Origin of the sequence: Candidatus Erwinia haradaeae (assembly GCF_900698985.1) — a bacterium.
Taxonomy (GTDB): domain Bacteria; phylum Pseudomonadota; class Gammaproteobacteria; order Enterobacterales; family Enterobacteriaceae; genus Erwinia_E; species Erwinia_E haradaeae_B.
Window position 1 is genome coordinate 1 of the sequence record NZ_LR217730.1, and the last position, 13,718, is coordinate 13,718.

Consider the following 13,718-nt stretch of genomic DNA (forward strand, 5'->3'; position numbering starts at 1 on the left):
TTATATACAAAAATAGAATTATATTCTAAATAAATTTTTATTTTATTAATATAAAGGCTACTAGTCATTTAATAAAGTTAGTAATGTTATTAACATACTAAATTTAATCATAATATTGGTAACTATTTAGCATGAATATATAAGTAATGTACTGATAACCTATCATTACAATATAAAGACCAGAGCATATAATTCTAAAGAAATCAGATTAAGTTTTTATGAACCATTTACCTTTTAGATAAATATTTTACTATATGGGATACAAGGATGCATATACATGCAAAACTGATAAAACCTATCTATATGTTCGCTATAAACTACGAGATATAATATTATGTTTTATCCAGATCTTTTTGACATTATCGTTATTGGTGGAGGCCATGCCGGAACTGAAGCTTCTATGGCTGCTGCTCGTATAGGAAAACGAACATTATTGCTCACTCATAATATCGAGACATTAGGTCAATTATCATGTAATCCTGCAATTGGCGGAATTGGAAAAGGTCATTTAGTAAAAGAGATAGATGCATTAGGAGGTCTAATGGCGAAAGCTATTGACAGAGCCGGCATTCAATTTAGAATTCTAAATGCTAGCAAAGGGCCTGCAGTGCGCGCCACTCGAGCTCAGGCTGATCGCCTATTATATCGTCAGGTCATTCATTCTGCATTAAAAAATCAACCTAATTTATTGGTTCTACAACAAGCTGTAGAAAATTTATTAATTAAAAATAATCACGTGATTGGTGTACTGACAGAAATAGGAATGAAATTTCGAGCTAAAGCTGTAGTTCTAACTACTGGTACCTTTTTAGATGCTAAGATACACATAGGTAAAAAAAGTTATAAAGGAGGGCGCGCAGGAGACCCCTCTTCTAACGCATTAGCATGTCATTTGCGAGAATTGGCACTACGTATTAGTCGCCTTAAAACAGGAACACCGCCTCGTATTGATGCAAAAAGTATCAACGTTAATATCATGCAACCGCAATACGGTCATGTTCCTTTACCTGTTTTTTCATTTTTAGGAAAAATATCTCAACATCCTCAACAAATCCCTTGTTATATTACGCATACTAATGAGAAAACTCACGACATTATTCGCCGTAATCTTCATCGCAGCCCGATATATAATGGCTCTATTGAAAGCATTGGACCACGCTACTGCCCCTCCATAGAAGATAAAATTATACGTTTTTCTGATCGTCATTCACATCAGATCTTTTTAGAACCAGAAGGTTTAAACAGTAATGAAATTTATCCCAATGGTATTTCTACTAGTCTACCCTTTGATGTTCAAATTGATATGATTCGCTCTATAGAGGGCATGGATAATGCAGTAATCACCCGACCTGGTTATGCTGTTGAGTATGATTTTTTCAATCCATGTGATCTTAAAAAAACTCTAGAAAGTAAATATATTCACGGACTATTTTTAGCTGGTCAAATTAATGGCACAACTGGTTATGAAGAGGCCGCAGCACAAGGACTTCTCGCTGGTCTCAATGCAGGACAGTTTTTAGACGGTCGCAATGGTTGGGCACCAAGGCGTGATCAAGCTTATTTAGGAGTTCTAGTAGATGACTTATGCACTAGAGGAACTACTGAACCTTATCGTATGTTTACAGCCCGCGCCGAATATCGCCTGATGTTACGAGAAGATAATGCTGATTTAAGACTAACCGCCATTGGGCGTAAACTTGGTTTAGTTGACGATATTCGTTGGTCGCATTTAAATAAAAAAATAGAAAACATTGAAAAAGAACGCCAGAGACTAAGAGAAACACGAGTATTTCCTAACGCAAAAGATATATCTCAAATTAATGCTATCATGAACGGAGATCTCATAAAAGAAACTAATTGCGAGGAATTATTACGACGTCCAGAAGTTACATATCAAAAACTTATGCAATTAAATAAACTTGGTCCTTTTTTATCCGACACTCAGGCTACTGAACAAATAGAAATTCAAATAAAATATGAAGGCTATATCTTTCGTCAACAACAAGAAATCAATAAGCACATAAAAAACGAAAATACCCCAATTCCAATTCATATAGATTATAATCAAATAAAGGGATTATCTAACGAAGCGCTAGTGAAACTTACATACCACAGACCAGAATCAATTGGTCAAGCGTCACGTATATCTGGGATTACTCCAGCCATCATTTCTATTTTGCTTATTTTTTTGAAAAAAAAAGGTCTATTGAAGCCTATTGAATAAAAAAAAACTTTTAAGAAATCTGTAATTAAAACAAACTAATTACCGAAAGAAGACAATGATTAATAATTACTTGCAGCGATATCAAAGATGTCTATTATACTTCTTATTTTAAATAAACTGTTTCTTTTATTGATATTTATAACATAAGTGATTAAAAAAAAATCAATCAAAAAATTTTTAAATATCATAAGTGCAAAACTTAAATAATACAATAATACAATTTAGATTCAAACACGTGTATTACTTAGAGTATATATATAATAATTTTATATATTTTTTATTTATTTTGCAAAATTACTATTTTTAATAACCTTCTAGTAAGATTTATAAAAATAAATTAATCATATTAAAAAAATTGCGATATAATTTAATAATTTTATATTGAAATACTAATTATAAAATTATTTTATATCTGTCTAAAATCTTACATAATTCATCAAGGATATATTTCTTATATACTAAAGTAGTATATTCACATACTAATTTAATACTTTAGTATTTTTACTATAAATATCTTCATAATTTTATTAATAAAGCTAATGCTTTACTCAAGACATAATTACTTCTAAAGTAGATACTATAAAAACACATTCTTTAAAAAAATAAAATCTATTACATAATTCACTTTATCTGTATAAAACTCAGCTGTGCTCTCAAATATCATTCATGCATTGTATATACTCATTTTATAAAGTGTTTCTATAGAACAATTGTACATGTTATATCCTTACAAATTATAGAAACATTTTTCTTATGTAATTATTCTAAGAATACACAACGATCATTGCGTGCCATCATATACGATAAAAACATTTCAATCCCAAAACTACATACTATATTATAGTAACATATAAATTAGATGTATCATAATAATATATCAGTAACATAAATATGTTACAAGAAGGATAAAAAAATCTAAGTATTCATCAGATGAATCTTTAATGATTGATGTAATAACTAAGTATGAGCTTCTATTTATATTACTAGCACATGCGATAGTGTGATACACTAATATACATTATATGATATAAATCATCTGCAGAATCTTATGTATTTTTTATCTTCCACCAACCATAATTATTACCATAATGGCAGTATTTAAGTAGTATCGTTATTAGCAATAATGATTTTACGTAGATTGTATTAACTATACATTGTCTTATTTTCACATTAAAAGACTTGATATACAATAACGCCAAACCTAGAAAGCAATTCTAAGAATGCCAATAGTTTTATAAGTACTTTTAATCTTGTCTAGATATAAATCTTATTATGATTCTCAGGTTAAGGTTAAGCATGACAACAAATTATATATTTATCACTGGCGGAGTAGTTTCTTCTCTAGGTAAAGGTATTGTCGCAGGTTCTTTAGCTTCTATTTTAGAAGCACGTGGTTTACCCGTAACCATTATAAAGCTAGATCCATATATTAACGTTGATCCAGGAACAATAAGCCCAACGCAGCATGGCGAAGTATTTGTAACTGGTGATGGCGCTGAAACTGATCTAGATCTTGGGCACTACGAGCGTTTTATTAGAACCCGCATGGGTCGTCGAAATAACTGCACTACTGGTCGCATTTATGCAGATGTTCTACATAAAGAACGACGTGGAGATTATCAAGGAGCTACTGTTCAAGTAATCCCGCATATTACTAATGCCATTAAAGAAAAGATCATTCAAGGAGGCCTTGGTTATGGTGTGGTCTTGGTAGAAATTGGAGGCACTGTTGGTGATATTGAATCATTACCATTCTTAGAAGCGATTCGCCAAATGGCAGTTGATGTTGACCGCATACATACTATGTATATCCACCTAACACTAGTTCCATATTTAGCAGTAGCAGGTGAGGTAAAGACTAAACCAACACAACATTCAGTCAAAGAGCTACTATCAATTGGTATTCAGCCAGATGTACTTATTTGTAGATCTACTTTTAGTGTACCAATAAATGAATGCAAAAAGATTGCAAGATTTTGTAATGTCTCTGAAAAAGCAGTTATATCTCTTAAAGATGTTGATTCCATTTATAAGATCCCGGGCATGTTAAAATCACAAGGACTAGATGATTACATCTGTAAGCGTTTTAATCTAAATGTGCCAGAAGCGGATTTGGAAGAGTGGGAAAAAGTTGTGTATCAAGAGGCCAACCCTTGTGGTGAACTACATATAGGAATGGTAGGAAAATATGTAGCACTTCCAGATGCGTACAAATCAGTTATTGAAGCTCTAAAGCATGCTGGATTAAAAAGTCGCGTAACAGTAAATATTGATCTCATTGATTCACAAGATATTGAATCTCGTGGCATGGGTCGCTTAAAAAATGCAGACGCTATCTTAATTCCTGGTGGTTTTGGTTGTCGAGGCATAGATGGTAAACTACTCACAGTGCAGTATGCTCGTGAAAATAAAATACCTTATCTAGGAATCTGCCTAGGGATGCAAGTAGCAGTAATTGAATTTGCTCGGAATGTAATACACATGGCAGATGCAAACTCAACGGAATTTGCACCGGAGTGTCAACATCCAGTAATTGCCTTGATCACCGAATGGCGCAACTCACAAGGAAATATCACGCAGCACACCGAAAAAAGCAACCTAGGTGGTACTATGAGACTAGGCAGTCAACAATGCCAATTAACCTATAATAGTTTAGCGCATAGCTTGTACGGCTCTGAAATTATTATTGAACGTCATCGTCATCGCTATGAGGTAAATAAGATTTTTTTAAAACAACTTGAAAACGCCGGTTTACATATAACTGGTCATTCCGGAGATAACGAATTAGTTGAAATTATTGAAATTCCAAGCCATCCCTGGTTTTTAGCATGTCAATTCCACCCAGAATTTACCTCTACACCAAGAGATGGTCATCCATTATTTATAGGTTTTATACAAGCTGCTATTCGATATAAAAAAAATTTTAAAAAATAAAACTAATGAAAAGCAAACTTACGCTTAGTTTACTATACTATAAATGTAATCCATAGAGATCATATAAATAATTAGCATGTTGTTCATATTTAAAATCATAACCACACTAATTCTTTATTTATAATCAATTATTTATCACAGCAATACTAAATATTAATAAGGAACTCCAGCATGTCTAAGATTATTAAATTACTAGCTAGAGAAATTATTGACTCTCGCGGAAACCCAACAGTAGAAGTAGAAGCTCACCTAGCAGGAGGCTTCGTTGGTCTCGCAGCTGTACCCTCTGGAGCCTCTACTGGTTCTCATGAAGCACTAGAGCTACGTGATGGTGATCCATTACGTTTTGCTGGAAAAGGTGTAAGAAAAGCTGTAAATGCGATTAATGGTGTAATTGCTGCAGCTACCAAAGGTCAAGATGCTAAAGATCAGGCTAATATAGATCAGATAATGATTAATCTAGATGGCACAGAGAATAAATCTCAGTTTGGCGCTAACGCAATTTTAGCTGTTTCCTTGGCTACTGCCAAAGCCGCAGCTGCCTCTAAGGGGATCCCTTTATATGAACATATATCAGATCTGAATGGTACTTTAGGAAAATTCTCTATGCCTTTACCCATGATAAATATCATTAATGGCGGTAAACATGCTAATAATAATTTAGACATACAGGAATTTATGATTCAACCCGTTCGTGCAAAAACATTAAAAGAAGCGGTTCGTATCGGCTCTGAAATTTTTCACACACTTGGAGACATATTGTGTTCAAAAAATATGAGCACCACAGTTGGCGATGAAGGTGGCTATGCTCCTAATATCCAAACTACATTGGATGCATTAAATTTGATCACTGAAGCGGTTCAAAAAGCAGGTTATAAATTAGGTCAAGACATCACTTTAGCGTTAGATTGTGCTGCTTCTGAGTTATATCAGGATGGTAAATATATCTTAGCTGGAGAAAATAATTCAATGTTTTCTGCAGCAGAATTTACACACTTTTTAACTGACCTTACTAGACAATATCCTATTCTTTCTATTGAAGACGGTCTAGATGAATCGGATTGGTCTGGATTTATCTATCAGACACAAGTATTGGGCGATAAAATTCAACTCGTAGGTGATGACTTATTTGCGACTAATACTACAAGATTAAAAAAAGGTATTAACCAAGGAATTGCAAACTCGATCCTTATAAAATTAAATCAGATTGGTTCATTAACCGAAACGTTATCAGCTATCAAGATGGCTCAAGATGCAGGATATAGTACAATCATTTCTCATCGGTCTGGTGAAACTGAAGATGTAACTATTGCAGATCTTGCAGTTGGTACTTCTGCAGGTCAAATTAAAACTGGTTCCATGAGTCGATCCGATCGTGTGGCTAAATATAATCAACTCATCCGCATTGAAGAAGCCTTAGGTAATCGTGCGCCATTTTATGGCCTAAAAGAAATAAAAAATCAATAATAATTAGCCCTATATTTTATATAAAATCTATTTACCTATAGGTAATATCAACTAAATATTAAAATAATATTCATTTATTACCTTACTTTACAAGACAAATTTTATTTAAAGAGATAGTTTACACTATATGACTTTTATAGATATTATATCTATGTCATAAATGTTTAATAACATAAAATGTTTACTGATTTTTGTTAAATTTGTCATAAAATATATTTTTATAGTGTATTGTGATATAAAAAAATAAAGCACACTTACTATAAAGATGTTTATTATTACTAGGTTATGTAACTTACACTATCATACATAATATGCATCATATCTAATGTTACTTATGTATTATAATTGAGTAAAATATTTTTAAAACTTACAGGATAGCTAAAATGATTCATTTAACTGATGAAAATTTTGACAGTATTATTTTAAATACAGAGGGTTTAATATTAGTTGACTTCTGGGCAGAATGGTGCGGTCCCTGTAAAATGATTGCACCTATACTGGATGAAATAGATGTAGAATATAAAGAAAAACTAATAGTTGCAAAATTTAATGTTGATCAGAACTCTAACACTACACCAAAATACGGTATTCGCAGCATTCCAACTTTATTGCTTTTTAAAAATGGTCTTTTACTTGATACTAAAGTAGGGGTATTGTCTAAGAGTAACCTTAGCGAATTTTTAAATCAACACTGTGGCTAAAATGTAAATTTTTCTCTTACCGCTAGACGGTCAGAGCGAAGCGTGGTATGGTTAATCATGTAATTTAATTATACTCTTATCCTTATTCCACGTATAGGATACGCTTCAGTTTTAGCAAACATCCATCTAAGTTTTCACTAACATTCAGAAGATTGTCAGTTAGGGTTTATTAGGTTTTTGTTTTCTGACCGTTGCCTCATTTTATATATGTACTTTTCTACATTCCATCTTTGGGCGAACTTTAAATCTAGGCACTCATATAATACAGGAATAGATTTTTAATCCTTATGTTGCTTTATTATTAATTATTCGATATCTACCCCAAGATTAAGAACTAAGAACCAACAATTATGAATCTTACCAACTTAAAGAACACTCTGGTTTCCGATCTCATCATTCTCGGTGAGAATATAGGTCTTGAAAACCTAGCCCGCATGCGTAAACAAGATATTATTTTTTCTATACTTAAGCAACATGCAAAAAGTGGCGAAGATATCTTCGGAAACGGAGTCCTTGAAATATTGCAGGATGGATTCGGTTTTTTACGTTCTAGCGACAGCTCTTATCTTGCTGGTCCCGATGATATCTATGTTTCCCCTAGTCAAATTAGACGTTTTAATCTTCGCACTGGTGATACAATTTCTGGCAAGATTCGACCACCAAAAGAAGGAGAACGCTACTTTGCGTTATTAAAAGTAAATGAAGTGAATTATGAAAAACCAGAAAATGCACGTAATAAAATTTTATTTGAGAATTTAACGCCATTACATGCCAATTCTCGTTTGCGAATGGAGCGAGGCAATGGATCTACTGAAGACTTAACTGCTCGTGTACTAGACTTAGCTGCTCCCATCGGTCGCGGACAGCGTGGTCTAATTGTTGCTCCACCTAAAGCTGGTAAAACAATATTGCTCCAAAATATTGCACAAAGTATTGCTTATAATCACCCTGAATGTGTTCTGATGGTTCTACTCATTGATGAACGCCCAGAAGAAGTAACTGAAATGCAACGCTTAGTAAAAGGTGAAGTGATAGCATCTACTTTTGATGAGCCTGCATCACGTCATGTGCAAGTGTCAGAAATGGTCACTGAAAAAGCAAAACGTTTAGTAGAACACAAAAAAGATGTTATAATTTTACTTGATTCGATTACACGACTAGCGCGTGCTTATAATACTATAGTTCCTGCCTCGGGTAAAGTTTTAACTGGAGGTGTAGATGCTAATGCCCTGCATCGACCAAAACGTTTTTTTGGCGCTGCGCGTAATGTAGAAGAAGGTGGAAGTCTGACTATTATTGCAACCGCTTTAGTAGATACTGGTTCTAAAATGGATGAAGTTATCTATGAAGAATTTAAAGGTACTGGTAATATGGAATTACATTTAGCACGTAAGATTGCCGAAAAACGTGTCTTTCCAGCTATTGATTATAATCGCTCCGGAACAAGAAAGGAAGAATTACTCACGGTTGCGGAAGAGTTACAGAAAATGTGGATATTACGTAAAATTATTCACCCGATGGGTGAAATTGATGCTATGGAGTTTCTTATGAATAAACTGGCCATGAGTAAAACTAATGATGAATTTTTTGATATGATGAAGCGTTCATAATATATCGATACTTTAAATTCTACACAATAATATATAAAATATATATTTTACTCGATATACTTTACAGGTTAAACAGCTATCTCTAGCATTTATTCATAAAAAAACACTGTATAATAAGTAAGATAATACATGATCAATCATTATTCTTCTTAATTGGTCATGTATTTGTTATAATAAAAAAGATTTTTAATAAAAAAATATCACATTATAAATGTGTCACTCTATAAAATAATATCCATTTATCTTTAATAAATATTAGATTTAACTTTAAATTATATCATATATACAATAATAAAGATTATAAATTCTTCTTGTATTAAATGGTGAAATTATTTGCAGTGTGACTAAATAAAAAATATATAAATTATATAAATTAATGTAATTAGACCTTTCTCTCACTGATTTTTGTTTCCTTATTCAAGGCCATGAAATACTCTATATATAAATCATATTAAAATAAAACCCTCAACCTATTTAATAGTATAGATTATAATATACAAAAATTATTATCATCACTAAAAACAATACAATATTTTAGTTCTATAAAAATTATAATACTTAAAAAGATTTTTTAATTATATCATTTTCTAGGCACGTCTGTTGAAATATAATCAACAGTTTTAATTAGTTCTATTGAACCATGCCCTATATATACACTATCTTAGATTAGTTATCTTAAAAAATTAATTAAAATTATTTTATATATACAATGTTATATGATATATAAAAAAACTCGCTTTAATTCCGTTATAGAAATATCTCCTTGCCTATAAAGGCATAATGCTTTATCTGATTATCTTCAATAAGCAGATCTTATTATATGAACAAGAGATACCTGTAAAAACTCTTCTAAAATTAAAGGTCTAATTATTTAAAGCCAAGAGCGGGTTGTACGAATATCTTTTTATCCTCCCAACGCAACATCGTTAGACATCCCCCCCAACAACAGCCAGTATCTAATGCAATAATACCTTTAGGTACCCATTTACCCGCTAATGCTGCCCAGTGTCCAAATATAATAGTATATTCACTTGAAATATTTCTTGGAATTCTAAACCATGGCTGTAAAGAAGGAGTTACCTGGTCAGGTAATTCTTTTGAAGTCATATCTAATTCACCACTAGGTAAGCAATATCTCATGCGTGTTAAGGCATTAGTGCTAAAACGTAAGCGCGCAAGTCCAGTTAACTGTGGTGACCAATAACTTGGAAAATCCCCGTACATTGCATCAAGAAATAGCTGGTAACTATTAGAACTAAGCATTAATTCAATTTCATTTGCACACATTCTAACTGTTTGAATATCCCACTGAGGCGTAATGCCTGCGTGAGACATTATAATCTTACGTACCTCATCAATCTGAACTAAAGGCTGACATCGTAACCAATCAATAAGTGATTGAATCTTATTCGATGCTAGCAATTTATTAAGAAGATCCTTTGGTTTATTACGACGTTTTCCCGCATAAATCGCTAAAAGATGTAAATCATGGTTTCCTAACACTAGTTTGACGCATTTTCCTAATTTTTGTAAAAAACACAACACTTCAAGAGAGCAAGGACCGCGAGCAACTAAATCGCCAGTTAACCATAACTGATCGGTATTAGGATTGAATTTTACTTGAGATAGCAATAGCTGTAATTCATTATAACAGCCATGAATATCACCAATGAAGTAAGTGCTCATACATGAACCAGAAGAGTAAAGACGTATGTAAACGAAGAGATTATGAATTTTATATTAACATAATACATGAAAAATATTACTAGAGGTTATATTAATATCAACTTATTCCTCTAATTTTATACCATAAACATAATATGTTTGAATTTTATCGTCCATAAAAACTTTAAAAAACACTCCATTATTGTTATATTAAAATATTTTTTTTAAAAGACTTACTATAATAGTATATTTTTAATTTTTAAAAATAAAAAATTTTAGTATTATATCTAGAGTTGTAGTGATTTATGACTTCCCCTAAAAAAATAATATCTACAATCTCTCCTTTTCTTAAAGAGAGTCAAGCTATTTAAAACTACTCATGCATTGATTAATGAATAACATTAATGTATATTTTACGATAAATAATAGCTAATAATATTATTATACTACAATAAAACTATTAGTATTTAAAAAACACATTCTTAAGTAAGACATTTAACTTTAACAATATCAGATAGCACTACATATTGATGTATCTATAATACAGATATCATCAAAAAAACAATAGCCAATTATTCTTTATATAAAAAACACTACTTGCCGATAATTACATGCAATTCTTATTAGCATGGTTTTGCTCTAATAAAGACAACAACTTATATTGTATATTATCTAAATATTAAGTCTTGATACTAGCCAAAGTGATAGAAAAAGCATCATAATTATCTTTTAGATCTGTTATTCATCATTTATTTCTAGATTTTTAATTCTAAAATATATCAGATTATAGCGCTTTTAAGTAATACAAAGCACACAAATATATTCAAGATCTGATAATACAAAATCCTTCTTATCTCTAAGAAAAAGAATTTCTAATTAAACGTTTATTGCACTTAAATTTTATTTTACAAATCACATAAAATCAATAAATCTTATGCACATACTTCATACTAATAAACTAAAATCAAAAAAATAACAATTTTTATTAATTAACTCAAACGTTCCTTAATTCGTGCCGCCTTGCCAGTACGATTACGAAGATAATATAATTTGGCCTTACGCACAGAACCACGACGTTTAATGATAATGCTATCAATCATAGAAGAATGAGTTTGAAAAACCCGCTCTACACCTTCTCCATGAGCTATCTTACGTACTGTAAATGCAGAATTCAGTCCACGATTACGAATAGCAATTACGACGCCTTCAAAAGCTTGTAAGCGTTTTTTTATGCCCTCAAACACCCATACCATTACTTCAACAGAATCACCAGAACGGAAGGAAGGTATATTTTTTTTAAGTTGTTCTTTTTCAATCTGCTCAAGAATATTACTCATTATGTCACCATAATTATATGTTAGTTAATAGTTTTAAAACAGTAAGTTTTTATACTATATTTTTGATTTTAAATACTCATCCTGGAACTCAGTAAGCAAAAACGCTTGCTCTTGAGTCAATTCTAAATTGACCAGCAACTCAGGTCTTCGAAGCCAAGTCCGAGCTATTGACTGTTTCATCCGCCAGCGCTTAATAGTAGCATGATCTCCTGATAATAAAACAGACGGGACTTGCATCCCTTCTGATATTTTTGGTCTAGTATAATGTGGGTAGTCTAATAGACCATTAACAAAAGAATCCTGTGTAACTGAAGATTTGCTACCTAATACACCAGGTAATAAGCGAGAAATTGCATCAATAAGTATCATAGCTGGCAGCTCTCCTCCGCTAAGAACGTAATCTCCAATCGACCATTCCTCATCAATATCACTTTGAATAACACGCTCATCAATCCCTTCATATCGACCACAAACTAAAATTAATTTTTGATATTTTGCTAATTTCAAAACCCCTTGCTGGTCCAGCTTTCGCCCCTGAGGTGATAAATAAATTACCTGTGCGCCCGAACCTGCTGCTATTTTAGCAGTGCGAATAGCATCTCTTAATGGCTGTACTATCATTAACATGCCTGGACCACCACCATAAACACGTTTATCTACAGTACAACGCCTGTCACATGTAAAATCACGTGGATTCCAGCTGCAAAATCTAATAATACCATTTTTAATTGCTCGTCCAGTTACCCCATGATCGGTGATAGCTCGAAACATTGCAGGAAAAAGACTAATCACACTAATCCACATATTCTTCTCTAGAGCTCAATCTTGTATAAAAGGACACGAATCATATTATTAAAACTCTGTACTCCAATCTACAAAAATTATACGAGCGATAATATTAACACTCTTAATTACTATTTTCTCAATAAATGGAATCAATATTTCTCTTGTATGGTTTTTATCTTCTAAATTTGGATGAACAATAAGTACATCATTTGCACCAGTTGCAATAATCTGTACAACCTTACCTAAAATACAATGTGCTATATTGATTACTTGACAACCTACAAGATCTTTCCAATAAAAATCACCATTCTCAAGTACTGGTAAATGTTTTGAATCTACAATCACCTCATAGTCAGTCAGGTTCTCTTTTACATTATTACGACTATCAATCCCTTTTATTTTAATAATTAATTGGTTTTTATATCTCTTCCATTTTTCTAGCTCTAGAAGATACCATTGATCTCCTTTCTGAATAAACCAGGGCTGATAATAAATAATATTTGTAACTTCTTCAGCATAGGAAAAAACTTTTAACCAGCCATAAATACCATAAGCAGAGCCCATGAGCCCCATACTTAATGGGTCCACAGGATACTTGGCACTTATAAGTACTCTCATTTTGTATGCTCTGCGAGATCATTCTGTTTTTTTATTTTTTTTATTAGTTTATGCACCCTATTAGATAATGATGCACCTTGATTAACCCAGAGATTAATACGCTCTAAATTTAAATTTAAAGACTGAGCATGACCTGATGCAATAGGATTAAAAAAACCAACACGCTCAATAAAGCGACCATCACGTGCATTACGATTATCCGTAACAATAACTTGATAAAATGGACGCTTCTTGGCCCCATGACGTGCTAAACGAATTGTTACCATAAAATTCTCCATACTGAAACAACAAAGCTGCGTATTATTATAATACATAGAACTATATGCTACTCATGTAAATTTTTATATAATTGGTGCACTATATTTCATCTGATCTT

At 32.1% G+C, this 13,718-nt stretch carries 10 protein-coding genes; 5 read left to right on the plus strand and 5 right to left on the minus strand.

The window, feature by feature from the left end:
* Positions 1 to 334: 334 nt before the first annotated feature.
* The 5 genes from mnmG (at position 335) to rho (ending at position 8,936) form a co-directional block, all read left to right on the plus strand.
* Positions 335 to 2,224, plus strand: a complete 1,890-nt coding sequence (gene mnmG / locus ERCIPSPA2889_RS00005) for a tRNA uridine-5-carboxymethylaminomethyl(34) synthesis enzyme MnmG (protein WP_157988845.1) — start codon at positions 335 to 337, stop codon at positions 2,222 to 2,224.
* 1,296 nt (positions 2,225 to 3,520) lie between these two features.
* On the plus strand, positions 3,521 to 5,158 hold the full coding sequence (locus ERCIPSPA2889_RS00010) for a CTP synthase (RefSeq protein ID WP_157988846.1): 1,638 nt from the start codon (positions 3,521 to 3,523) through the stop codon (positions 5,156 to 5,158).
* Positions 5,159 to 5,329: 171 nt separating this feature from the next.
* A complete protein-coding gene (gene eno, locus ERCIPSPA2889_RS00015; protein WP_157988847.1) occupies positions 5,330 to 6,625 on the plus strand; it encodes a phosphopyruvate hydratase in 1,296 nt (431 codons plus the stop codon).
* Positions 6,626 to 7,008: 383 nt separating this feature from the next.
* A complete protein-coding gene (trxA, locus tag ERCIPSPA2889_RS00020) occupies positions 7,009 to 7,326 on the plus strand; it encodes a thioredoxin TrxA (protein ID WP_157988848.1) in 318 nt (105 codons plus the stop codon).
* Between the two features lie 350 nt (positions 7,327 to 7,676).
* The gene (gene rho, locus ERCIPSPA2889_RS00025) at positions 7,677 to 8,936 is read left to right on the plus strand and encodes a transcription termination factor Rho (protein WP_157988849.1); all 1,260 of its coding nucleotides are present in this window, start codon (positions 7,677 to 7,679) and stop codon (positions 8,934 to 8,936) included.
* An 867-nt stretch (positions 8,937 to 9,803) separates the two neighbouring features.
* Here the strand turns inward: rho and apaH are convergent.
* The 5 genes from apaH to rpsP form a co-directional block, all read right to left on the minus strand.
* Entirely contained in the window at positions 9,804 to 10,622 is an 819-nt protein-coding gene (apaH, locus tag ERCIPSPA2889_RS00030; RefSeq protein WP_157988850.1) for a bis(5'-nucleosyl)-tetraphosphatase (symmetrical) ApaH, read from the minus strand.
* Positions 10,623 to 11,590: 968 nt separating this feature from the next.
* Entirely contained in the window at positions 11,591 to 11,938 is a 348-nt protein-coding gene (gene rplS / locus ERCIPSPA2889_RS00035; RefSeq protein WP_157988851.1) for a 50S ribosomal protein L19, read from the minus strand.
* Between the two features lie 54 nt (positions 11,939 to 11,992).
* A complete protein-coding gene (gene trmD / locus ERCIPSPA2889_RS00040) occupies positions 11,993 to 12,742 on the minus strand; it encodes a tRNA (guanosine(37)-N1)-methyltransferase TrmD (RefSeq protein ID WP_157988852.1) in 750 nt (249 codons plus the stop codon).
* A gap of 48 nt (positions 12,743 to 12,790) precedes the next feature.
* A complete protein-coding gene (gene rimM / locus ERCIPSPA2889_RS00045; RefSeq protein WP_157988853.1) occupies positions 12,791 to 13,342 on the minus strand; it encodes a ribosome maturation factor RimM in 552 nt (183 codons plus the stop codon).
* The gene (gene rpsP, locus ERCIPSPA2889_RS00050; RefSeq protein ID WP_157988854.1) at positions 13,339 to 13,608 is read right to left on the minus strand and encodes a 30S ribosomal protein S16; all 270 of its coding nucleotides are present in this window, start codon (positions 13,606 to 13,608) and stop codon (positions 13,339 to 13,341) included. Before rpsP ends, rimM begins: the two co-directional genes overlap by 4 nt.
* Positions 13,609 to 13,718: the final 110 nt, after the last annotated feature.

What these genes read in the sequence shown, in the direction of transcription:
- trmD (WP_157988852.1), bottom strand. Translation starts at nt 12,742, where the DNA reads ATGTGGATTAGTGTGATTAGTCTTTTTCCTGCAATGTTTCGAGCTATC.
- eno (WP_157988847.1), top strand. Translation starts at nt 5,330, where the DNA reads ATGTCTAAGATTATTAAATTACTAGCTAGAGAAATTATTGACTCTCGC.
- rplS (WP_157988851.1), bottom strand. Translation starts at nt 11,938, where the DNA reads ATGAGTAATATTCTTGAGCAGATTGAAAAAGAACAACTTAAAAAAAAT.
- ERCIPSPA2889_RS00010 (WP_157988846.1), top strand. Translation starts at nt 3,521, where the DNA reads ATGACAACAAATTATATATTTATCACTGGCGGAGTAGTTTCTTCTCTA.
- mnmG (WP_157988845.1), top strand. Translation starts at nt 335, where the DNA reads ATGTTTTATCCAGATCTTTTTGACATTATCGTTATTGGTGGAGGCCAT.
- trxA (WP_157988848.1), top strand. Translation starts at nt 7,009, where the DNA reads ATGATTCATTTAACTGATGAAAATTTTGACAGTATTATTTTAAATACA.
- apaH (WP_157988850.1), bottom strand. Translation starts at nt 10,622, where the DNA reads ATGAGCACTTACTTCATTGGTGATATTCATGGCTGTTATAATGAATTA.
- rpsP (WP_157988854.1), bottom strand. Translation starts at nt 13,608, where the DNA reads ATGGTAACAATTCGTTTAGCACGTCATGGGGCCAAGAAGCGTCCATTT.
- rimM (WP_157988853.1), bottom strand. Translation starts at nt 13,342, where the DNA reads ATGAGAGTACTTATAAGTGCCAAGTATCCTGTGGACCCATTAAGTATG.
- rho (WP_157988849.1), top strand. Translation starts at nt 7,677, where the DNA reads ATGAATCTTACCAACTTAAAGAACACTCTGGTTTCCGATCTCATCATT.